The organism is Mesorhizobium sp. Cs1321R2N1 (genome assembly GCF_037179725.1).
In the GTDB taxonomy this organism is placed as follows: domain Bacteria; phylum Pseudomonadota; class Alphaproteobacteria; order Rhizobiales; family Rhizobiaceae; genus Mesorhizobium; species Mesorhizobium salmacidum.
The window spans coordinates 85,563-106,094 of record NZ_JAPYKP010000001.1 but is presented as its reverse complement, the minus strand read 5'-3'; the positions used below and the strand labels follow the sequence as shown (position 1 = coordinate 106,094).

Genomic DNA, 20,532 nt, shown 5'->3' with positions numbered 1-20,532 from the left:
GACCGCTGACAGGGTTCGCACCCCGCCATCCGGCATGTCCAAATCGCTTCCGCCCACCAACGATCGCGTCGCCGGTCAGCCGAAAACATAACAGCTTCGCGCACACCGCCGCCATTACCATTATTGAGTAGTAATTCGGCTAAAGGTCGATCTGGTCTACCCGATGAGCCTTTCAGACCTTAGGACGTTCGCAGGGACATCTATCGCTCGTCCGGGTGCTCTATAACGCGACCACCGAGCCGGCGCGCGCGGGACGGCCTACGCTCCCACACGACGAAGAGGCCGGCCGGCCCGTTTGTTTCGAGGTTGATATGGACACTTACAGCGACATTGTTCCGGGACTTGTAGATTGGGCGGTCAACAGACCGTTAGCCATTCTGATGCTGTCTGCAACCTGGCCGTTGATGCTTCTTCTAAGTAAGGGCCGGTTGCTGGGCTATGGTGCCCTTGCCTTTTTTATTGGAGTGGGGGCCTTGATCGTGTTCGGCATCGAAAGCCCCGCAGGAGCAGCCATTGTCGTGCTCGCCTACAGTTTGCTGGTTTCAGTTGCCCTGATTTCCACCAGCAGGCGACTTGCCGAAATCGAAAATCGCCTTGCATCGGCCATATCGGTGCTCGATGACCTGGAAGTTGCCGAGGAAAGACGGCAGACCTACAAGGCCAAGCATCCGTCGACCTCGCGGCTTCGCCGGAAACCGGCAGCTAGAACAATGGAGCCGGTCGTTGCGGAGGGCATAACAGAGGGTCTCGAAAGTGGGGCTCAGGTGATCCCTGGGCCTCCTTGGCAAGAGTTCCAACCGCTAGATCCGACGGTGGGATCGGCGGTTTCGGCATTAACTCCACCAACAGGATCCGACGTTCTTTCAGAAGAAAAACGTCGAACAAGACTGGTGTCAAGTTGAGTAGGTCTGCCTTGGATAGTTTCGGCCAAGTGAAGTGACCGCCAGCTAGCGCTGATGCTCCGGCTGGGCGCAGTCCAAAGGAAAAGGTCGACTGCGGGCGACCGGGTTGCTGCTGGCGGACCCACGGGCTACTTGCAGAAGTCGATCTGGTAGAGATCATAAGAGCCGGCTTCGGCGGAGATGCACGGCAGCTGGTTCGCTTTTTTCATTCGGTTGCGGTCACAAATCCTTGCCGATGGACCGCACGGCTGCCGAGCGTAACAAAGGTGCCGCGGCCAAAACAATGAAAATCGTGACCCCCGACTAGCCAGTGCGCCCGACGCTCTTGGCTATCCGCGCTGTACCGGCTTGAGTGGCCCCAGCAGGCATGGTGGCTCTTTATGACCTTTGCTGCATGCTGATATCCTCCGAAGGTGGTAAGGTAGTGCCCAACGGTGGTAGGTTGCGCCTCCATTCGGATGAAACTATAAATGGAACTTTATGTGTAGCTGTTAGTTTGGGCCTGAGGGACGATCACGGCTGGGGTAATCACACAAAATGAGCTTATCAAAGCAGGCTCTTGGATTGGCGAGGGAGCCTACCCTTGCTGAACCAATTTCAGAAATGGGAATCTCTGTACTGCCTGGAGCTGTCCGGCGCCTTTATCCGGCGAACACGACGATTGCACGGGAGTATCAGGCTAGATCCTTTATCCTAGTTATGACCGCGGGGTGGGCCGCATTCGCCAAAACCCTGCGGAATGGCTCTCGTCTCATCGTCGATTTTGCGCTCCCTCACGAAATTGCCTTCATCGAGTTCTGCGGAGACGGGAGCGAGACGGTAACGGCTCTCTCGGACGTGACCGCGATCGAGTTGACGGGTCCGGTCCATACATGTTTTTCGCGTTATCCGCAGTCCATTTGCGAGGCCATCATGCTGGCTGAGGCACGGCGGTACTCAAGGGTCACCGAACATCTGGCAGGAGTCAGTAGAAGAGGACCTATTGAACGCACGGCTCACCTTCTCCTCGAACTGGGCTGCCGCGCACATAGATCGGTCACAGGTTATCCGCAGCGCTTTGAATGCCCGCTGACCCAGGCCCAGTTGGCCGACGCGTTGGGGCTGTCTGCTGTGCATGTAAGTCGCGTGTTGAAGGATTTGCGAGAAAACGGGTTGGTTTCGTTCCGCAATGGTGTGGTCGAGTTGCATGACCACGCGGGACTTATCAAAATAGCCGGATTTGATCGGTCTTACATTTCGAGTTGATGGCGCAATTCCGGTCTCAACCGCGCACCGACCCTCGCCGAGGGTCAACTACCGAGCCGTAGTCGATGCAGAGCCGTAAAGGAAATGGCCGGTGCGGAGGGGCAGCCTTCCGGGGACGTGAAGACCGCACCGGCCACTGCGGCGGGCTTAACGCTACGCACCCGTACTGGCCAATCTAACGCATACTTACAACCAGGCAATTACGCCAATCGGTGGTGTCCAGGTCAGGGAAATACAGACGGGATCGTACGCCCTCCGTCTTGGCGAGTCTCTTTTCTAGAGCGATTTATGGTGTCTGATACTTCGGTCGATGGCACATTTGCTATCGGGAGGTGTGCGCTATCAGTGCCCCCGTCTGGCGATATGTTTGCGGAAGCTCCGGCTGGCTTGTCGGTCGCTGTCCCTGGCGTGGGGCGCCGCAGATCGTCGACGCCTCGGCCATGAACCCTTCCTGCCACCGCCATACGCAGGTCGTCGACTTGGGCGTAGCCGTCATGCTGCCGCGATCGCCTCAAACCAGGCCTGTCGGAGGCCACAACATCGATCATGAACCCGTGCGCATCCCAACCGTCGCATACAGCGCGAACACGCTTCTCCGTCTCAATCGGTCAACTAGGCGCGTCTAGTTCTTTTGCGTTGTGACCTCATCCAAGTAGTCGAATGGACTGGACGCCATACAAGGCCGTAACTTTTTTGTTTGGCTGCGGGGGGCTGGGAGGTCGTATGACCATACCTTTACAAATCAAAGAGTTGTTGGAAATCGAGGCGTACCGGCGAACCATCAAGATGCTCGACCACGCCTATGACGTCGACCTGGCAAATGCTTGCACGCCTGTGGAGCGGGAAAAGGTTCAGTACCGACATTATTGGGAAACGTTACTGTACTATGAACAGATTGCAGAGATAAAAACGCGGCGGCTTGTCCGGAAGGCGGAGCGTCTCAATCTGTCGATTGGCCCCCCGGACAGCGACAGCCCAATGTGGAGGAGATCGTCTCAGCTAAACAGCTGGATACTTACGACGGTTGGCTGTTCTGAAGTACAAAAAATAATCCGCAAAGAATACAAAGATCGACGAGAGCGAGACACTACCTGGGCTGGCGTAATCATCGGCCCACTCACCCGGCTGGCATCTGTTTGGCTGGTCGAGCGCGGGTAGCCGTACAGCAGCCAACGCACGCTGCCAGTTATGATCGCCGAGATGGCGGCGGAGATGACCTACTGGATCGCGCCGACAATGTTCTGGCGACGTGCGGCTGCCTGCATTGGAGGGGCATCCCATGACCTCGTCCGTTCATCAGAGTTTCGGGTTGGTTGTCCGCCAAACTTCATACTCATCGCTCGCACTTGGGTGCAGCGGATAATAGCGTTGCAACGACCCGCCCTCCATGAGCTTCATGCGCGAAAATTCCTCCCAGTCGTGATGCTTTTGGGATTCCTCGATCACCTTTGCGGCCATTGCGACGGGCAGCACGACCACCCCGTCATCGTCGGCGACGATGATGTCGCCGGGGATCACCGTGACACCGCCGCAGGCAATCGGAACGTTGACGGCGTTGGGATAGATGCTGGTTTGCACGTGGTAGTTGGGCGTCCAGCCGCGCAGCCATAGCGCCAGATCGAGCTTTTCGACGTTGGGTCGGTCGCGCATGCACCCGTCGATCACGATACCCGCGCCGCCTCTGCCCTTGAAATACGTCGACATCATATCGCCGAAGACGCCCGAGCTCATGTCGCCACGCGCGTCGACCACGACCACGTCGCCTTCCTGCGCGTGGTAGAGCACGTGTCGGTGCAGTTGCGTCTCCGGATCGGCATATTCTCCCTCGGTGAAGAGGTCCGGCCGCTGCGGCATGAATTGCAGCGTCAGCGCCGGCCCGACGATCGACTTGCCATGGTTCTGCGCCACCGGGCCGACCATGTGCGGATTGCGGAAGCCCATATGGCCAAGCGTGCCGGCAACCGTCGCCGCGCCGATCTCCCTTAGCGCATCGATCAGATCCTTGGGCGGCCGCGTGATGTCGGAAGTATGCGTCATTGTGGACTCCGATTGAAAGGGAACTACCAGTTCGTGACAGAACCATCGCGGCGCTTGAGGTGGGGCGCTTCCCAGAAACGGAAGCTCTGCGCCTGGACCGCCTCTTCGTTGACCTCGACGCCGAGCCCCGGCAGATCGCTGACGGGATAATCGGGGCCGTCGAGCCGCGGTTGTACCGGGAAGAATTCGGAATTGTCGAAGCCAAGCTTTGCTTCGGGTTCCCTGGTCTCGAGCCACGCGAAGTTGGGTACCGCGGCGGCCAGATGCACGGTCGCGGCCGTGCACACCGGACCAAGCGGGTTGTGCGGCATCAGGTCCACATAGTGCGCCTCGCTCCAGCCGGCGACTTTCATCGCTTCGGTGAACCCGCCGACATTGCAGATATCGAGCCGGTTGAACTGGTGGATACCGCGCTCGATGTAGGGCAGGAACTGCCACTTGCTGGCAAATTCCTCGCCGATGGCGAAGGGGATGCCGGTCATGGTGCGCAGGGACTCGTAGGCCTCCGGCGTCTCGTCGCGTATCGGCTCCTCGAGGAAATCGAGCACGCCGCGGTCGAGCTTGTTGCAGAAGCTCGCTGCCTCCGCCACCGACAGCCGGTGGTGATAGTCGATGCCGAGGACGACATCGTCGCCCAGCGCCCGGCGCGCCTTGTTCAGCATGCTCGCGGTAGCGCCGATCGACTGGCGTGGCTCGAAGATGTCCCTGCTGTTTTGCCCGACGGGAAAGAAGCGGATGGCCTGCCAGCCCTGCGCACATAGCCCGCGGGCCCGCTCGATGGCAATGTCGCCCTCGGCCTCGTCTCCGGTCGAGGCGAAGGTGGGGATCCGGTCACGCTGTTTGCCGCCCAGCAACTCGTAGACCGGCACCCCCAGCGCCTTGCCCTTGATGTCGTGAAGGGCGATGTCGATGGCGGATATCGCCGCCTGCAGAACTCGCCCGCCTTCGAAATACTGGCTGCGATAAACCTCTTGCCAGATGCGCCCGATCTGCATGGGGTCGCGGCCGACCAGGAACTCGCGATAGTGCTCGACCGCGCCGGCCACGGCCTTCTCGCGTCCGCTCAGGCCGCTCTCGCCCCAGCCGAATATGCCCTGGTCGGTCTCGACCTTGACCAGCATCTGGTTGCGCGTTCCCACCCATGCCGGATAGGGCTTGATCGCGGTGATCTTAAGCTTCGTAGTCATCCACGCCCACGTTCCACACGCATCCGCCTGCTCAGCTGGCCTCGAGGGCCATTTCAGTTTCGCCGTCGAACAGATGCATCCGCTCCTGGTCGAACTCGAGCCAGATCTGCTCGTCGGGCGCGACGGCAATGTTCGGCGGCACGCTGACGTTGACGACGGCGCCGGACAGGAACGCCTGCACGAAGGTGACGTCTCCGGTTGGTTCCACCGTGTAGACCTTGGCCGGGATGCTGCCTGGCACCGCACTCTTGTGCAGCTTGATCGTCGAGTGACGTGCGCCGAGCACGACTTTTTTGGTCGTTGCCTTCGTGACCTTCTGGACGTTGCGCGGCGAGAGCCCGAGGCTCCAGCCCTCCGCGCTGGTCAACACGGTACCGCCCGGTGCCGTCGATGCCTCCAGCGGAATAAGGCTCATCGCCGGGCTGCCGATGAAACTGGCGACGAACATGTTCACCGGATGGGCAAAGACCTGCGCCGGTGAATCGTATTGCTGCAGGAAGCCGCCGTTCATCACCGCCATCTTGTCGGCCATCGTCACGGCTTCGAGCTGGTCGTGCGTCACATAGATGATCGTCGCCTTCAGGTCCTGATGGAAGCGCTTGATCTCCGACCGCATCTGCACGCGCAGTTTGGCGTCGAGGTTGGAGAGCGGCTCGTCCATGAGAAACACGGCGGGGTCGCGCACAAGGGCGCGGCCCAAGGCCACACGCTGCTGCTGGCCGCCCGAAAGTTCGCGCGGCTTACGTTCGAGCAGGTGCGTCATGTCGAGCACGCGCGCCGCTTCCTTGACCTTCTTGTCGATCTCGTCCCTGGGCAGTTTGCGCATCTGCAGCGGGAAGGCGAGATTCATATAGACCGACTTTTGCGGATAGAGCGCGTAGTTCTGGAACACCATTGCGATGTCCCTGTCCTTGGGGTCGAGATCGTTGACCACCCGTTCCCCGATGACGATGTCGCCCGATGTGATCGGGGTCAGCCCCGCGACGAGATTGAGCGTGGTTGTCTTGCCGCAGCCTGAAGGGCCGACGAGCGCAACGAACTCGCCGTCATTGACCGTCAGCGAAACGTCGTTGACGGCCTTGAAGTTGCCGTAGGTCTTGACGAGATCTTTGAGGAGCACGTGGGCCATCGGCAACTCCCTAATGCTTGACCGCGCCTTCTGTCAGGGCGCGTACGAAGTATCGTTGCAGGACGAGGAACAGCACCACGACGGGCACGCTCATCATGAAGCTCGCCGCCATCAGACCCGGAAAGTCCGTCGTGTTTTCCGAGAAGAAGCGCTGGATGCCGACCGGCAGCGTCAACTGGTCGTTCTTGGAGAGGAAGGTGTAGGCGTAGATGTACTCGTTCCACGCGCCGATGAAGGAATAGATCGCGGTGGCGATGATCCCCGGCGTGGAGAGCGGCATCACGATCATGATGAAGGCCTGGAACCGCGTTGCCCCGTCGATGCGCGCCGCCTGCTCGAGCTGCACCGGGATATTGTCATAGAAACCCTTGAGCAGCCAGATCGCCAGGGGCAGGCCGAAGGTGAGGTAGGTCAGGATCAGCGAGCCATGCGTGTTCACCAGCCCGATCGCGCGCATCAGGATGAAGAGCGGCACGAGAAAGATCACTGCCGGGAACATATTGCGCAGCAGCACGGCGAAGAACAGGAAGTTCCGGCCCGGGAAAGTGAAGCGCGAAAACGCATAGGCCGCGGGAACAGCCACGATCACCGAAAGGATTGTCGTGACGGTCGACACGAACAGGCTGTTCCAGAAGAAGCGCAGGAAGTCCTGGCCGACACTGTTCTGCGGATCGAGGAGCTTCTGGTAGCTGGCAAGCGTGGGCTCGTCAGGCCACCATTGCGGCGGGAATTGCGTCGCCGCGAAGCCCGACTTGATCGAGGTAATCAGCATCCAGATCATCGGCAGCGCTGTGTAAAGCAGCATGAACAGAAGGAAGATGCGCCCGGCCCACCGCCATCCGTCGACGCGCATGCGGCGACGGATCTGGCCTCGAGAGGCTGTCTCGGCGATCGTGCTCATGCGCCACCCTCTTTCCGCTCATTGCCGCTCAGCGCACGGACGTAGAAGTAGCCCAGCATCATCAGGATGAGGAACAGGAGCACCGAATAGGCCGATGCCACGCCCCAGCGTTGCCGGCCGAAGGCGAGCTCGTAAATATGGGTTATCCAGATATGCGATGCGTTCGATGGTCCACCCGCGGTCATGATCCAGGGGATGATGAAGGAATTGAAGTTGGCCACGGCAAGCAGCAGGATCGTCACCACCGAGACGTTGCGCAAGTGCGGGAAGGTGACGTGCCAGAAACGCTGCCATGCATTGGCCCCGTCGACTTTCGCGGCGCGCAACAACTGGTCGGGCACAGTCTGCAGGCCGGCCATCATCATGATCATGGCAAATGGAAACTCGCGCCAGATATTGACGACGATCAGGGCGGGGAGCACCGTGCTGACGTTGTCGATGAAATTCGGCGGCCGGTCGGTCAATCCAAGGCCCACCAGCACCGCGCCGATGATGCCGAAATCCGAATGGTAGATCCACTTCCAGATATAGGAGGCGGCGACCGCGCTGATCACCCAGGGAATGATCAGGATGGCACGCAGGATGCCACGGCCGACAAAGTCGCGGTGCAGCGCCAGCGCCGTGGCAAACCCCAGGACAAAGGAGATGAAAGTCGACCCGAATGTCCAGATCAGGGTATTCCGGGTGACTTTCCAGAACACCTCACTGGTGAGGATGGTGGTGTAGTTGTCGAAGCCGATGAAGGTCTTGTCGCGGAGCTGCAGGCCGGGCGGCGTCTTATAGAACGACAGCTCGATCGTGTAGTAGATCGGATAGGCGATGACGACGAGCATCACGGCGATCGCGGGGAGCACGTATGCGTAGTCGGCGCGATGCTCCCAGATGTTCCGCAACGCGCCGGACCTGCCGGGTTGCAATTTTCGGCGAGCCTCGGCCTTGCCGGTCACGATCGTCACTGTGGCGTGCCCTTGTTCTTCGGAATGAACCAGCTGCACTCTGGTGCAGCCGGCCAGATCGGAGGTCAGGTCCGGACTAGAGTCCGCCCATCAGGTCCTTCACCCTCTTGGCCGCGTCGTCCGCTGCCTGGTCGACGGTCATCGCTCCGGTCAGGGCATTCTGCAGCATGTCCGGGACGATGATGTTCATGATCTCGGGCGACTCCGGCAGCGCCGGGAACGGGATCCCATACGGCAGCATCGAGGTCGTGACATCGAGGAACTTGATGTGGTCCAGACGTTCCTTCATCCATTTGGTCTTGAAGCCGTTGAGGTTGCCCGGGTTGGAGCCGGCATAGGCCATCTTCAGCGACCATTCCGGGCTCGTCCACATGCAGATGATCGCCTTCGCGGCCGGCTCGTCCACCTTGCCGCCCTCGACATATTCGGGCTTCAGGATGTGAATGTTCGAGCCGCCGAACACGACGGCGCGCTTGCCGTCAGGGCCAGTCGGGATCAGGCCGTAGCGCATATTGTCGATGACGGTCTGCGCCTTCTCCTTGTCGGTGCCCGTCGCCTTTGCCTGCAGGTCGAGCATGACGTTGTAGTCGGACGGGTGCGAGATCATCATGCCCAGCTGGCCGGCTACGAACAGAGGCTGGTTGTCGGCCTGCTGGTTGGTAAGTGCCGAGACCGGAACCGACTTGTCGCGGACATACATGTCGTATGAGGCTTGCAGCGCCGCCTTGCTCTGCGGGCTGTCGAGCTCCACCTCCTTGTAAGTCGGGTTCGCGGTGGCTTCGTCGAAGACGCCGCCGCCATAGGCCCACAACTGCGGCATGAAGCGATAGGGCGTATTGCCGGCATTCTTGCGAGCCACGAGGCCGTAGCCGGCAATGCCGAGCTTGTCGTGGATCTGCTTGGAATATTTGACGACGTCGTCCCAGGTTGCCGGAGCCTTGTCCGGATCGAGGCCCGCACGCTTGAAGATGTCGGCGTTCCAGATGAACGCCATCGTCTCGTTGTTCGTCGGTATGCCGTAGGTCACCCCATCCCAGGTCACGGCCTTCATGGCGCCCGGCCAGAAATCCTCGGTCGAATAGCCGACATCCTCTGGTTTGAGCGGCTGCAGATAGCCCTTCGAGGCGAATTCGGTACCGCCCAGGATTTGCAGGCGGACCGCCATCGGCGCGGCATTGCCCAGGAGCGCCGTGCGGAATTTGTCGAGAAGGTCGTTATAGGTGAGGGCCTGTTCCTCGAGCTGGATGTTCGGATAGGTCTTGCGGAAAGTCTCGAAGAAATCCTTGTAGTACTGGCGCAGGAGGTCGGGATCGCCCTCGAACACGCCCTGATACCAGAAAGTCAGTCGCCCCTTGTAATCGAGCGGGGTGACCTTGCCGCAATCGCCGGCCGTGTCGAATTCCTGTGTTCCGGCGATGGAGCGCACATATTCGGGCGACCATTTGCTCAGGTCGACCGGCGGCGCACCCAGCGCCGATGTGGACATAAGCGATGCCGCCAAAACACCGACGACAGTGCCGCGCAGGACCGCACTGCCGAGCATGATCCTCGTCATAGGTATCCTCCCTGGTTCTCCGCCCTGCGATCGCGAGGATGGTTCTTTTAGTACGGTGTATCCTCTCGATCGCTTAGTACGTTTTCAGATCATGGATTGCCTGTCAACGAGCCAGATCGTACATTGTGTAGGGAAACTGTGCGTGATATCGGACAGACTGTGTATTAATTTGGGGAGCCGGCCCTTGGCCGAAACAAACGACTTTAAAGCAAAGCCACCTCCGGGGATCGACGCCATCGGAGCCTCCAGCGAGGGCGCCTCCCTTTACGAACTAATAAGGGAAGACATCATCGAGGGACGGCTCGCCGCCAACGAACGGCTTGTCGTCACCGATCTCGCGCGCCGCCACGGCACTTCGACCAACCCCGTGCGCGAGGCCCTGCAACTGTTGCGGGGCGAGGGGTTCGTCATCTTTTCTCCCAATCGCGGCGCGCGTGTAAGGCCCATTGATCAGGACTTTGTTCGCGACATCTACGAGATCGGTGTTCTGATCGAACCAGCCTTGACGCGATGGTTTGTGGGCATGGCCACCGGCGAGGACATCGCCGAACTGGAACGTATCCAAGGCCTGATTGAAGAGAACAACTTTGCCGACACATTCAGGCACAGTGAGCTGGATACCGCCTTTCACACCGTGATGTACCAGCGGCACTATAACCGCCATGCCGCCGAACTCTGGTGGAAGCATCGCGAAGTGCTGCGAGCGGTGAGCCGACGCTTCAATTTCACGCTCGCGCGGCGTGCCGCGATCATTCGCGAACACCGCGAACTCATTGCGCTCATCAAGGCGGGAGAGGCAGACAAGGCAGCCGAACTCATTTCCCGTCATGTCGAGGGTTCCGGCCGGCATGTTCTCGAACACATGCGTGCGCGCAACGCCGCTCGGGCCGGATAGGACGAGGGTCAGGTCTGGAACATCGTGGCTGACCCTCACTGGCAAAGGTAGTTGAAATGAAAATCACGAGCGTTCGGCCGTGGCTGATCAAGTCCGATGCTTCTTATTGGGGGGAATTCCTGTTCGTCGAGTTGACGACAGACGAGGGGCTGAGCGGCTGGGGAGAGATCACCACCACCACCAAGCTCGCCAACCGCGCCCTCTGCACGATCCTTCGACAGATCGGAGCCGCGGTGACGGGCGAGGATTCGGCGCGCATCGAGTATCTCTGGCACAAGATCTTCCGCAGCTTCACCTATATGGGCAGTCGTGGCGCCGCGGTCGAATGCGTGAGCGCGATCGACATAGCCCTCTGGGATCTCAGGGGCAAAGCTCTCGGCAAACCGATCTACGAGCTGTTGGGCGGGCCAGTCCGTGATGAAATCGCGCTCTACACCCACCCAAACCAGGCCAAATTCACCAGCAAGGATGCTGTGGTCCGCGAAATCCTGGACATCGTCGAATCCGGACACACTGCTCTCAAGTTCGATCCTTTCCCCCACCAGGGTCGCGGTGCCGGCGGCGTGTCCCGCGAACAGCGGGACGGCTATCTCGATGGCAGCATGACCCGCAAGGACGAGCGCGAGGCCGCCGAACTCACGGCTCTGATCCGCGAAACGGCGGGGCCCGATGTCGACATCCTCATCGATGCGCATGGGCGCTTCGACGTTCCGACCGCCATTCGCCTCTGTCGCAGCCTCGAGGAAGCCGGCCAGATCGACTGGTTCGAGGAGCCGTGCCCGCCCGAGAGCCTTAACGCCCTCAAGCAGGTGCGCGAGAAGGTCAGTGCGGCCATCTCGTGGGGCGAGCGCGGCCACACGAAGTGGGATTTCGTGCCGGTTCTCGAGAACAAGCTCGCCGACTACATCATGCCCGACGTCACCTGGACCGGCGGCATTACCGAACTCAAGAAGATCTCCGCTCTGTGCGAAGCCTATTACATCCCGGTCTCGCCACATGACGCCGCCGGGCCGATCAACGTGGTCGCGGGAGCACAGGTGATGATGACCGTTCCGAACTTCTACAAGCTCGAGACGTCGGAGTGGAATTTGGGCAAGTACGATCATCTCGTCGACAGGCCGCTCGACGTTTCGAACGGCAGCCTCAAGCTCTCGTTGAGGCCGGGTCTCGGCATCGAGATGAACCGCGATTACCTGCAAGCCCATGAGATCGAACTGGGCTAGCAACGTTGTCGGCAGCATGCGGGCGACAAGCCTGCAAATCAGAACGAGGATAAGTCATGCCAAAGACGGATGGAGCCGACGAGGCCCTCAACCGGGTCAACACCAACTCGAAGCCGTCCGAGCTTCGCATCACCGACATGCGGGTGGCCGAAATCGTCGGCGCGCCGTTCACCTCGGCGCTGCTCAAGATCTACACCAACCAGGGCATCGTTGGGCTTGGCGAGGTGCGCGACGGCGCCAGCGCCACTTACGCGCTGATGCTGAAGAGCCGGCTGCTTGGTGAAAACCCCTGCGACATCGACCGTCTGTTTCGCCGGATCAAGCAGTTCGGCGGGCACGGCCGGCAGGGCGGCGGCGTCTCGGCGGTCGAAATCGCGCTGTGGGACCTCGCCGGCAAGGCCTATGGCGTGCCGATCTACCAGATGCTGGGCGGCAAGTTTCGCAATCACGTGCGCGTCTATTGCGATACCGACGCCGAGAAACCCAGCGGCACCGAAACCGGCAAGCGCCTCAAGGAACGCATGGGCCGCGGGTTCACCTTCTTGAAGATGGACCTGGGCTTGATGCAGATCGCCCATGTCCCGGGCGCCGTGGTCGCACCTGCCGGCGCGCTCGAAGGGTTTCACGGCAACCCGCGCGGCCGCGGTGGCTCGTTCGAGGAGCGAAAGGCCCGCAATCTCGCTTATGACGCGCAGAACGTGCAGCACCCGTTCACAGGCCTGCATTTCACCGAAAAGGGGATAGACCTGCTCGAGCAGTATATCCACGAGGTTCGCGAGGTCATCGGATACGAGATCCCGCTTGCCATCGACCATGTCGGCCACATCTCGCTGCAGGATGGCATACGCCTGTCGCGCCGTATCGAGAAATACGTTCCGGCCTGGCTGGAGGACGTGATCCCCTGGCAATACACCGAGCAGTACCGGCAATTGCAGCAGGCTACCACGGTGCCGATCTGCACCGGCGAGGACGTCTACCTCAAGGAAGGCTTCGAGCCGCTGCTCAAGAGCGGCGGCCTCTCGGTCATCCACCCCGACCTGCTCACCAGTGGGGGCATTCTCGAGACCAAGAAGATCGGCGATATGGCGCAGGATCACGGTGTCGCCATGGCGATCCATATGGCCGAAAGTCCGATCGCCGCGATGGCCGCCGCGCATGTCGCCACCGCGACCGAGAACTTCATCGCGCTCGAATACCACTCCGCCGATGTCGGCTGGTGGGACGATATCGTCACCGGCCTGCCCAAGCCGCTTGTCAAGGACGGCTTCATCACCGTGCCCGATAAGCCGGGGCTGGGCATAGACGATGTGGTCGACGAGGTGATCACCCAGCATCTGCAGCCCGGTGTCACGGGGATATGGCAATCCACCGAGCATTGGGACAATGAATATAGCTGGGACCGGACCTGGAGTTAGCCCAGACCCCTTGCCCTCATTCCCCAGGCTCACAGGGCCAACGACCGACCATTCGTGTCGACCGCTCCCAAGGGAGAGGCGAAGAAAGAAACGGACGAAACCATGATCTACGAACTGCGTATCTATGACTGCCTGCCGGGCAGACTGCCGACTTTGCTCAAGCGCTTTTCCGACCAGACGCTGGCCATCTGGGAGAGGCATGGCATCCGCCAAGCCGGGTTTTTCACCACGGCGATCGGCGAAAACAGCAATCGCCTCACCTATTTCCTCGCCTGGGAATCGCTGGCCGAGCGTGAGGCGAAATGGGCGGCTTTCGTCGCCGATCCGGCATGGCACAGGGCCCGGGACGAGTCTGAGCGCGACGGGCAGATCATTGCCAACATCAGCAGCCAGCTGCTCACGCCGACAGCTTTCTCGTCTGTGAAATAGGACTGCGCCATGAAGATCACCGACCTGCGGTGCGCCGTAATCGGCAAACATCCCATCGTCCGTATCGTCACCGACGAAGGTCTCTACGGCCTTGGCGAGGTCGAGTACACCAAGCCTTATCTCAAGCCATGGGTGCTGCATTTCCGCGAGGCGCTGATCGGCGAAGATCCGACCGACGTCGAGCGGGTCATGTTGAAGATCCGCCAACGCGGCTCTTTCAAGCCCTATGGCGCGGCGGTCAGCGCCATTGAACATGCGCTGTGGGACATAGCCGGCAAGGCCGCGGGCGTGCCGGCCTACAAGCTGCTAGGCGGCAAGGTGCGCGACAAGGTGCGCGTCTACAACGGCTCGATCCGCCAGAAGCGTACGGGCGACCGGCCGGAAGACTACGCCGCCGACGTCAAATGGATGATGGAGCAGCCGCAGAACTTCTTCATGGTCAAGCAAGGAATCTCGTTCCATTCCAACATGAAGGACACCATCGAGGACTTCCATTACGGCGTGACGCAGAAGAAGGCCGGCTATCATGGTGCGATGGATCAGGGCGTGATCAGCGAACGTGGTTTCAACCACATGCTCGATTGCGTGATCGCGATGAAGGAAGTGCTGGGGGACAAGGTCAGCCTGGCACTCGACTGCGGCCCGGGCTGGATGCTGCCCGATGCGATCAAGTTCGCTCGCGCGGTCGAAAAGTACAATTTGATGTGGCTCGAGGACATGCTGACCGGCGACTATGTACCATGGGTCAATCCACAGGCCTACCGGGAGCTGACCAGCTCCACCTCGACGCCGATCCATACCGGCGAGCAGATTTACCTCAGGCACAATTTCAAGGAGCTGATCGAGACGCAGGCGGTGCGCGTCATCGGCCCCGATCCTGCCGACATTGGCGGCATTGCCGAGCTCAAATGGGTCGCCGAGCACGCCTATATGCACTCAATCCTGATGGCGCCGCACGGCACCGCGAACGGCCTGCTGGGCCTAGGCGCGCTGATCAATGTCTGCGCCACCTTGCCCGCCAACTACGTCGCGTTCGAATATCCCAGCGCCTCGGACCCCTGGTGGAACGACATCGTCATCGGCCTGCCCAAGCAGATCGTGAAGGACAGCATGGTGGATCTGCTGGAAGCACCGGGGCTAGGTCTCGACATCGACGCCGAAGGCGCCAGGAAGTATTTGCTGGCGGAGGATGCCGGCTTCTTCGATTGATTGGCGCCGGTGGCCCTCGATCTCATCGACCGAGGGCATACTTCAAAGTGCGGATGCGAGCGGCTACCATTGGAGCATAGCCTGCACACTTGCAACAACGGAAATCGGCGCATTGTTGACGTGCGCCGGCCTTGTTTAGTTATGGCGGATCTCGGTCCCGAGCACCTTCAGGCATTCGCGGATGAAGGCAGCGAGGGCTGTCCAACCCTTGGCCGACACCATTGTGCCGTCGACATAGGCCTCCGTCGGCGAGAGGTCGACATAGGTTCCGCCTGCCAACGTCACTTCCGGTTCGCAGGCGGCGAGCGCGCCGACCTTCTTGCCGCGCACGACGCCGTCCACGGCAATCAGAATCTGGACCCCGTGGCAGATGGTGAAAATCGGCTTCCGGGTGTCGTGGAAGTGGCGCACCATAGCCTGCACACGCTTATCCGTGCGAATGTATTCCGGGCCGCGGCCGCCAGCGCAGTATACGGCGTGGTATTGATCGAGCTGCTTTTCCGCCTCGGCAAACGTCTTGTTGATCACCTGAAAATGGCCGAGCTTCTCGGTGTAGGTCTGGTCGCCCTCGAAGTCGTGCAGGGAGGTCTTGATGAGATCGCCGGCCTTCTTGTCCGGGCAAACCACGTGGACGGTGTGGCCGACGGCTTCCATCGCCTGCTGGTAGACGAAGATCTCGTACTCCTCGGTGAACTCGCCGGTGAGCATCAATATTTTCTTGCCTGACATAGTCGGTTCCTCTGTCGTGTGAAAAAAAGCCGGGCGGGCCATGCAGCGCCCCGCATTGGCTTTGTCCGTCCTCAGAATGGTGAGTTGGGGAAGTAGTATTCCTCGGCGTTGTCGTTGGTGCTCAGTGGCGCGGACATCGGTTTAGCCTCAATCGAAGGCCGGCAGCAGGCGATCGCGCGAGTGCTCGATGTGCGCGCGCATTGCTTTCGCTGCCGCATCGGGATCGGCCGAACCGAACGCGGCAAGGATCGCCTCATGCTCGTCCAGCGCCTCCTCGGTCACGCGGGAGTGGTACATCAGGCGAAAAATGTGGAAGTGGGTGTGTTGATAACCCAGCGTCTCGCGAATGAGCTCGTTTTCGGCATATTCCATGATCTTGTCGTGGAAAATCGCGTCCTGCCGGGCGAAGTTTGAGTAGCGCAGACGCTCGTCCTTGCCCTCGCGGCGCGACATCACGCCTGCTGCCTCCAGCAGCGTGCCGAGTTTGGCCTCGTCCATCGCGGCAGCGGCCTTCGCCGCGCCGTGCGGTTCGAGCAGGAGACGCATTTCGTACAATTCGTCGAAACGGCGCCGGCTGATCTGCGGTGCGGCGCGGTATCCGATCAGATGCGTCTTCAGAACCAGGCCTTCGCCTTCCAGACGCCCGAGCGCTTCGCGGATCGGCGTATGGGAAACGTCGAACTCCTTGACCAAATTGTCGACGGTGATGCGTGAACCGGGCGCGATCTTCAGCGACATCAGCTGCGCGAAAATGGCCTCGTAGACGTCCTCGGCCAGGCTGCTCGTGCGCTGGATGCGACCCGCTCCCGTGGGTGCTTCACCCTTATTGCTCAAAATGACAGGTTGCATTCTTTCGCCTCTCGACAAGGGAGACTGCTAACACGAGGGTTTGACCAATGCAATACTATATCCTATACGATTTTATCGGTGCCGTTCAGTTCAGGATCTTCGGTGCGGTTTTTGCAATGCGAGTTTCTCCGACACCCCTCAAGGATGCAGCCTGCCATGAGCCTTCTCACAGCCCTCCGGCTCCCACGCGAAATTCTATTCGGGAAGGGGCAACGCCATGCACTGCCGGTCGTGGCCGCTCGCTACGGCCGACGCGCCCTGGTCTGCACCGACGAGCGTTTCGCCGGTACGGCCGTGTTCGCCGAAATCATGGCATCCTTGCAGGCAGCGTCGATCGAAGTGCTGGTCCATGACGATGTCCTGCCGGATGTGCCGCGCGACTCCGTGGCGGTGTGCGTCGAGGAAGCACGGGGCTTTGGGCCCGATATGGTGATCGGGATCGGCGGCGGCAGCTGTCTCGATTTCGCCAAATGCGCCGCCTTGCTGATCAGCCACGGCGGCGAACTCCACGATTACTACGGCGAGTTCAAGGTTCCGGGGCTGACGCTGCCGCTCATCGCCGTGCCGACCACGGCGGGCACAGGGTCGGAGGTGACACCCGTCGCGGTGATATCCGATCCGGACCGCACGCTCAAAGTCGGCATATCGAGCCCCCATCTGATCGCTGCCGTTGCCATCTGCGACCCCGAGCTGACAGTGACCTGTCCGCCGGGCCTGACGGCGATCGCCGGTGCCGACGCCCTCACGCATGCGATCGAGGCCTTCACGGCCATGCGCCGGGACGGTGACTTCAGCCTGCCGCAGCGCCACGTCTTCATCGGCAAGACGCCGCTGACCGACCATTTCGCGCTGCTGGCCGTCAAACTGCTCGGCCGCAGCCTGGAGAAGGCGTTTACTGACGGTAGCGACGCAGAGGCGCGCGCCGACGTGATGATGGGAGCGCTGGCGGCGGGTTGCGCGTTCGGCACCGCCGGCACGGCGGCCGCGCACGCGGTGCAATACCCGGCAGGCGCGCTCACACACACGCCGCATGGGCTGGGGGTGGCGACAATGATGCCCTATGTCATGAGCTACAACAGCCGTGTGGCCGCGGCGGAGATCGCCGAAATAGGGATTGCTCTTGGCCTTGAGCCGCACGGTCGAAGCGCCGACGAAATGGCGGGCGCGACCATCGAGGAGATCAGGCGTTTGTTTGCGGCGATCGGCATCACTCCGACGCTGGCCGGCCTGGGGCTTCCGGCCGACAAACTCGACTGGACCGCCGAGCAGGCACTCGGCATCGATCGGCTGATCAAGAACAACCCGCGCCCATTCGACCTCACCGCCATGCGCCGCCTTGTCCAGGCTGCCTATGACGGCGATCTCAACGCCTGCGCCATGTGAACGTCAGGAACAAGACGATGAACCTTCCCTATAATGCCTCCCAGCTCGATCAGGATCCCTACGAAGTGCGAGGTTTTCCGCATCGACTCTACATTGGCGGACAATGGCTGCCGTCTTCCGACGGCGGGCTCATTGAGGTCACCGATCCATCCTCAGGCGCCGTGATCGCGGCGGTTCCCGATGCGACCCTGGAGGACGCCGCCGCAGCAGTCGAGGCAGCGGCCAAGGCCGCCAAGGGGTGGCGCGAGACCGCGCCACGCAAGCGCTCGGAGATTCTCAGACGCTGTTTCGAGCTGATGGTCGAGCGGTCGGAGACGCTTGCCATGCTGATCTCGCTGGAGAACGGCAAGGCACTGCGCGACGCGCGCGGCGAGGTGGGTTACGCAGCCGAATTCTTCCGCTGGAACGCCGAGGAAGCTGTTCGCATCACCGGCGAGTTCGGCACCGCTCCGTCCGGAACCAACCGGATCGTGGTCGACTATCAGCCGATCGGCATCTGCGTCCTCGTCACGCCGTGGAATTTCCCCGCCGCGATGGCGACACGCAAGATCGCACCGGCCCTCGCGGCAGGCTGCACGGTCATTCTGAAGCCGGCCAGCGAGACGCCGCTGACCGCCTATGCACTCGCCGCGCTCTACAGCGAAGCCGGCGTCCCGGACGGCGTCGTGAATGTGCTGACGACGTCGACACCCGGCCCCCTGACGTCGGCCATGCTGGCCGATCCGCGCGTCAGGAAGCTCTCCTTCACCGGCTCGACCGGGATCGGCCGCGCCTTGCTCGCCGAAGCCGCCAAACATGTGATCTCCTGTTCCATGGAGCTTGGCGGCAACGCGCCCTTCATCGTCTTCGACGATGCCGATCTCGATGCGGCCCTCGATGGCGCCATGATCGCCAAAATGCGCAATGCCGGCGAAGCCTGTACCGCCGCCAACCGCATTTACGTCCAGTCGGGCATCCACGATGCGTTCGCCGACGGCCTGTCCCGGCGCATGGCCGCGCTCAAGATCGGCACCGGCACCAGGGCAGAGACGGAATGTGGACCCATGATCACCAGGAAGGCGGTCGACAAGATCGACCGGCTGGTCAAGGATGCGGTCAATCGGGGTGCCAAAGTGTTGTGCGGCGGCTCGGTGCTTGAAGGAGATGGCTTTTTCTATCCTCCGACCGTCCTGTCCGAAGTCTCGCCGGACGCCGATATGGCGCATGAGGAGATCTTCGGCCCGGTGGCGCCCATCACCCGCTTCGAAAGCGAGGCGCAAGCCATTCTCCACGCCAACAACACCGAATACGGCCTCGCCGCCTATCTCTACACGCGCGATGTGGCACGCGGCATGCGGGTGGCCTCGGAGATCGAGGCCGGCATGATCGGCCTTAACCGCGGCTTGATGTCGGATCCCGCAGCGCCCTTCGGCGGGGTAAAGCAGAGCGGCCTCGGGCGGGAAGGGGGCCAGCATCACGGCATCGCGGAGTTCATGGAGGCCAAATACATCGCTGTAACCTTCTGAGCGGACACCATGTCGAAGGATCCTTTTCGCACCCGCGACCACGTTGCCGATTTCGATGACATCGTGGCCGATATCATCGCCCGCAGCGCCGCGACGCGGGCAGCGCTGCCCATGCTGGCGGATGTCGCCTATGGCCCGCACGAGGCCGAGCGCCTCGACCTGTTCTTTCCGGAGGGACCGCGTAAGGACCTCCCGGTGCACATCTTCATCCATGGCGGCTACTGGCGCATGTTCACCAGAAGCGACTATTCCTACATTGCCGAAACGGTGACGAGCGCGGGGGCAATCGCGGTCGTGATCGACTATGCGCTGATGCCTGCCGTCAGGATGGCGGCAATCGTCGACCAGGTCCGGCGCGCGGGGCAATGGGTGCTGGATAATATCGCCGGCCATGGCGGCGATCCCGGCCGGCTAAGCGTCAGCGGCCATTCCGCCGGGGCGCATCTGGCGACCTTTTTGTTCAACGAGGGTTTGGCCCCTTCGGCGGCACTCCTGCTCGGCGGGCTTTACGATTTGAAGCCCCTTCAGCATTCCTTCCTCGAGCCTTTGATAGGTCTCACCGACACGGAAGTTGAGGCATTTTCGCCGCTGAGCAAATCCCACTCTCCCCGGACGAAAGTCACGGTGTTGGTCGGCGAGCGGGAGACGGAACCTTTTCACCAGCAGGCCAACTTGTTTGCTGACCGCCTGACGGGACAGGGCCTGGGTGTGTCGAAGGGCGTGCTCGAGGGGCGCAACCACATGAATAGCGTACGTGATTTGGGGCTGCGCGGGACAATCGCGGGCGCCTGGCTTCACGACGTCGTCGTGACCGGATAGATTCGACCCGCGTCGGTACTGCGGCCGCACGATGCTGTCTCATCGACTCGAGGGTTCAGGCCTCGACTCGCCGCGACACGGGTGTCCGAAGGCACCGGTCCCGGTGGGCAGACGCAAAAACGCCCCGTTAAGCTTCGCGCAATGTATGCGGCCTAGTCTGCCCG

At 61.2% G+C, this 20,532-nt stretch carries 19 protein-coding genes; 11 read left to right on the top strand and 8 right to left on the bottom strand.

Going from position 1 to position 20,532, the window contains the following annotated elements; translation table 11 throughout:
* Positions 1-311 precede the first annotated feature (311 nt).
* The 3 genes from O7A61_RS00555 (at position 312) to O7A61_RS00545 (ending at position 3,305) form a co-directional block, all read left to right on the top strand.
* Positions 312-902 carry a hypothetical protein gene (locus tag O7A61_RS00555; protein WP_337127943.1) on the top strand — a complete coding sequence of 197 codons (591 nt, stop codon included), beginning with the start codon at positions 312-314 and terminating at the stop codon, positions 900-902.
* A 537-nt stretch (positions 903-1,439) separates the two neighbouring features.
* On the top strand, positions 1,440-2,147 hold the full coding sequence (locus O7A61_RS00550) for a Crp/Fnr family transcriptional regulator (RefSeq protein WP_337127942.1): 708 nt from the start codon (positions 1,440-1,442) through the stop codon (positions 2,145-2,147).
* Between the two features lie 723 nt (positions 2,148-2,870).
* Complete coding sequence (locus O7A61_RS00545) at positions 2,871-3,305, top strand: hypothetical protein (RefSeq protein ID WP_337127941.1); 435 nt, start codon at positions 2,871-2,873, stop codon at positions 3,303-3,305.
* 138 nt (positions 3,306-3,443) lie between these two features.
* Here the strand turns inward: O7A61_RS00545 and O7A61_RS00540 are convergent, their stop codons facing one another.
* The 6 genes from O7A61_RS00540 to O7A61_RS00515 form a co-directional block, all read right to left on the bottom strand.
* Positions 3,444-4,184: a ribonuclease activity regulator RraA gene (locus O7A61_RS00540; protein WP_337127940.1), complete on the bottom strand. Its 741-nt coding sequence runs from the start codon at positions 4,182-4,184 to the stop codon at positions 3,444-3,446.
* Between the two features lie 23 nt (positions 4,185-4,207).
* The gene (locus tag O7A61_RS00535) at positions 4,208-5,371 is read right to left on the bottom strand and encodes a mandelate racemase/muconate lactonizing enzyme family protein (RefSeq protein WP_337127939.1); all 1,164 of its coding nucleotides are present in this window, start codon (positions 5,369-5,371) and stop codon (positions 4,208-4,210) included.
* 31 nt (positions 5,372-5,402) lie between these two features.
* Positions 5,403-6,500 carry an ABC transporter ATP-binding protein gene (locus tag O7A61_RS00530; RefSeq protein WP_337127938.1) on the bottom strand — a complete coding sequence of 366 codons (1,098 nt, stop codon included), beginning with the start codon at positions 6,498-6,500 and terminating at the stop codon, positions 5,403-5,405.
* Positions 6,501-6,510: 10 nt separating this feature from the next.
* Positions 6,511-7,401 (bottom strand): carbohydrate ABC transporter permease, encoded by an 891-nt coding sequence (locus tag O7A61_RS00525; RefSeq protein ID WP_027145844.1) that lies wholly within the window; start codon positions 7,399-7,401, stop codon positions 6,511-6,513.
* The gene (locus tag O7A61_RS00520) at positions 7,398-8,357 is read right to left on the bottom strand and encodes a carbohydrate ABC transporter permease (RefSeq protein WP_337127937.1); all 960 of its coding nucleotides are present in this window, start codon (positions 8,355-8,357) and stop codon (positions 7,398-7,400) included. Before O7A61_RS00520 ends, O7A61_RS00525 begins: the two co-directional genes overlap by 4 nt.
* 76 nt (positions 8,358-8,433) lie before the next feature.
* Positions 8,434-9,912: an ABC transporter substrate-binding protein gene (locus tag O7A61_RS00515; protein ID WP_337127936.1), complete on the bottom strand. Its 1,479-nt coding sequence runs from the start codon at positions 9,910-9,912 to the stop codon at positions 8,434-8,436.
* A gap of 184 nt (positions 9,913-10,096) precedes the next feature.
* Here O7A61_RS00515 and O7A61_RS00510 point away from each other — a divergent pair, with 184 nt between their 5' ends.
* The 5 genes from O7A61_RS00510 (at position 10,097) to O7A61_RS00490 (ending at position 15,083) form a co-directional block, all read left to right on the top strand.
* The gene (locus tag O7A61_RS00510) at positions 10,097-10,807 is read left to right on the top strand and encodes a GntR family transcriptional regulator (RefSeq protein WP_337106741.1); all 711 of its coding nucleotides are present in this window, start codon (positions 10,097-10,099) and stop codon (positions 10,805-10,807) included.
* Positions 10,808-10,863: 56 nt separating this feature from the next.
* Positions 10,864-12,030 (top strand): mandelate racemase/muconate lactonizing enzyme family protein, encoded by a 1,167-nt coding sequence (locus tag O7A61_RS00505; protein ID WP_337127935.1) that lies wholly within the window; start codon positions 10,864-10,866, stop codon positions 12,028-12,030.
* Positions 12,031-12,086: 56 nt separating this feature from the next.
* Positions 12,087-13,445: a mandelate racemase/muconate lactonizing enzyme family protein gene (locus tag O7A61_RS00500; protein ID WP_337127934.1), complete on the top strand. Its 1,359-nt coding sequence runs from the start codon at positions 12,087-12,089 to the stop codon at positions 13,443-13,445.
* Positions 13,446-13,547: 102 nt separating this feature from the next.
* Positions 13,548-13,874, top strand: a complete 327-nt coding sequence (locus O7A61_RS00495; RefSeq protein WP_027145838.1) for an NIPSNAP family protein — start codon at positions 13,548-13,550, stop codon at positions 13,872-13,874.
* 9 nt (positions 13,875-13,883) lie between these two features.
* On the top strand, positions 13,884-15,083 hold the full coding sequence (locus O7A61_RS00490; protein ID WP_337127933.1) for a mandelate racemase/muconate lactonizing enzyme family protein: 1,200 nt from the start codon (positions 13,884-13,886) through the stop codon (positions 15,081-15,083).
* 135 nt (positions 15,084-15,218) lie between these two features.
* On the opposite strand, the gene O7A61_RS00485 is transcribed toward O7A61_RS00490, so the two are convergent.
* Together O7A61_RS00485 and O7A61_RS00480 are read right to left on the bottom strand one after the other, a co-directional pair.
* Positions 15,219-15,812, bottom strand: coding sequence for a DJ-1/PfpI family protein (locus tag O7A61_RS00485; RefSeq protein ID WP_140505914.1), 594 nt, complete (start codon positions 15,810-15,812; stop codon positions 15,219-15,221).
* A 147-nt stretch (positions 15,813-15,959) separates the two neighbouring features.
* Entirely contained in the window at positions 15,960-16,661 is a 702-nt protein-coding gene (locus tag O7A61_RS00480) for a GntR family transcriptional regulator (RefSeq protein ID WP_337127932.1), read from the bottom strand.
* A gap of 156 nt (positions 16,662-16,817) precedes the next feature.
* Here O7A61_RS00480 and O7A61_RS00475 point away from each other — a divergent pair, with 156 nt between their 5' ends.
* From O7A61_RS00475 to O7A61_RS00465, 3 genes are read left to right on the top strand one after another with little or no spacing between them, the layout of a single operon-like run.
* The gene (locus O7A61_RS00475; RefSeq protein ID WP_337127958.1) at positions 16,818-18,044 is read left to right on the top strand and encodes an iron-containing alcohol dehydrogenase; all 1,227 of its coding nucleotides are present in this window, start codon (positions 16,818-16,820) and stop codon (positions 18,042-18,044) included.
* Positions 18,045-18,061: 17 nt separating this feature from the next.
* Positions 18,062-19,549 carry an NAD-dependent succinate-semialdehyde dehydrogenase gene (locus tag O7A61_RS00470; protein ID WP_337127931.1) on the top strand — a complete coding sequence of 496 codons (1,488 nt, stop codon included), beginning with the start codon at positions 18,062-18,064 and terminating at the stop codon, positions 19,547-19,549.
* A gap of 9 nt (positions 19,550-19,558) precedes the next feature.
* Positions 19,559-20,368 (top strand): alpha/beta hydrolase, encoded by an 810-nt coding sequence (locus O7A61_RS00465; RefSeq protein WP_337127930.1) that lies wholly within the window; start codon positions 19,559-19,561, stop codon positions 20,366-20,368.
* Positions 20,369-20,532: the final 164 nt, after the last annotated feature.

What these genes read in the sequence shown, in the direction of transcription:
- O7A61_RS00555 (WP_337127943.1), top strand. Translation starts at nt 312, where the DNA reads ATGGACACTTACAGCGACATTGTTCCGGGACTTGTAGATTGGGCGGTC.
- O7A61_RS00550 (WP_337127942.1), top strand. Translation starts at nt 1,440, where the DNA reads ATGAGCTTATCAAAGCAGGCTCTTGGATTGGCGAGGGAGCCTACCCTT.
- O7A61_RS00545 (WP_337127941.1), top strand. Translation starts at nt 2,871, where the DNA reads ATGACCATACCTTTACAAATCAAAGAGTTGTTGGAAATCGAGGCGTAC.
- O7A61_RS00540 (WP_337127940.1), bottom strand. Translation starts at nt 4,184, where the DNA reads ATGACGCATACTTCCGACATCACGCGGCCGCCCAAGGATCTGATCGAT.
- O7A61_RS00535 (WP_337127939.1), bottom strand. Translation starts at nt 5,371, where the DNA reads ATGACTACGAAGCTTAAGATCACCGCGATCAAGCCCTATCCGGCATGG.
- O7A61_RS00530 (WP_337127938.1), bottom strand. Translation starts at nt 6,500, where the DNA reads ATGGCCCACGTGCTCCTCAAAGATCTCGTCAAGACCTACGGCAACTTC.
- O7A61_RS00525 (WP_027145844.1), bottom strand. Translation starts at nt 7,401, where the DNA reads ATGAGCACGATCGCCGAGACAGCCTCTCGAGGCCAGATCCGTCGCCGC.
- O7A61_RS00515 (WP_337127936.1), bottom strand. Translation starts at nt 9,912, where the DNA reads ATGACGAGGATCATGCTCGGCAGTGCGGTCCTGCGCGGCACTGTCGTC.
- O7A61_RS00505 (WP_337127935.1), top strand. Translation starts at nt 10,864, where the DNA reads ATGAAAATCACGAGCGTTCGGCCGTGGCTGATCAAGTCCGATGCTTCT.
- O7A61_RS00500 (WP_337127934.1), top strand. Translation starts at nt 12,087, where the DNA reads ATGCCAAAGACGGATGGAGCCGACGAGGCCCTCAACCGGGTCAACACC.
- O7A61_RS00495 (WP_027145838.1), top strand. Translation starts at nt 13,548, where the DNA reads ATGATCTACGAACTGCGTATCTATGACTGCCTGCCGGGCAGACTGCCG.
- O7A61_RS00490 (WP_337127933.1), top strand. Translation starts at nt 13,884, where the DNA reads ATGAAGATCACCGACCTGCGGTGCGCCGTAATCGGCAAACATCCCATC.
- O7A61_RS00485 (WP_140505914.1), bottom strand. Translation starts at nt 15,812, where the DNA reads ATGTCAGGCAAGAAAATATTGATGCTCACCGGCGAGTTCACCGAGGAG.
- O7A61_RS00480 (WP_337127932.1), bottom strand. Translation starts at nt 16,661, where the DNA reads ATGCAACCTGTCATTTTGAGCAATAAGGGTGAAGCACCCACGGGAGCG.
- O7A61_RS00475 (WP_337127958.1), top strand. Translation starts at nt 16,818, where the DNA reads ATGAGCCTTCTCACAGCCCTCCGGCTCCCACGCGAAATTCTATTCGGG.
- O7A61_RS00470 (WP_337127931.1), top strand. Translation starts at nt 18,062, where the DNA reads ATGAACCTTCCCTATAATGCCTCCCAGCTCGATCAGGATCCCTACGAA.
- O7A61_RS00465 (WP_337127930.1), top strand. Translation starts at nt 19,559, where the DNA reads ATGTCGAAGGATCCTTTTCGCACCCGCGACCACGTTGCCGATTTCGAT.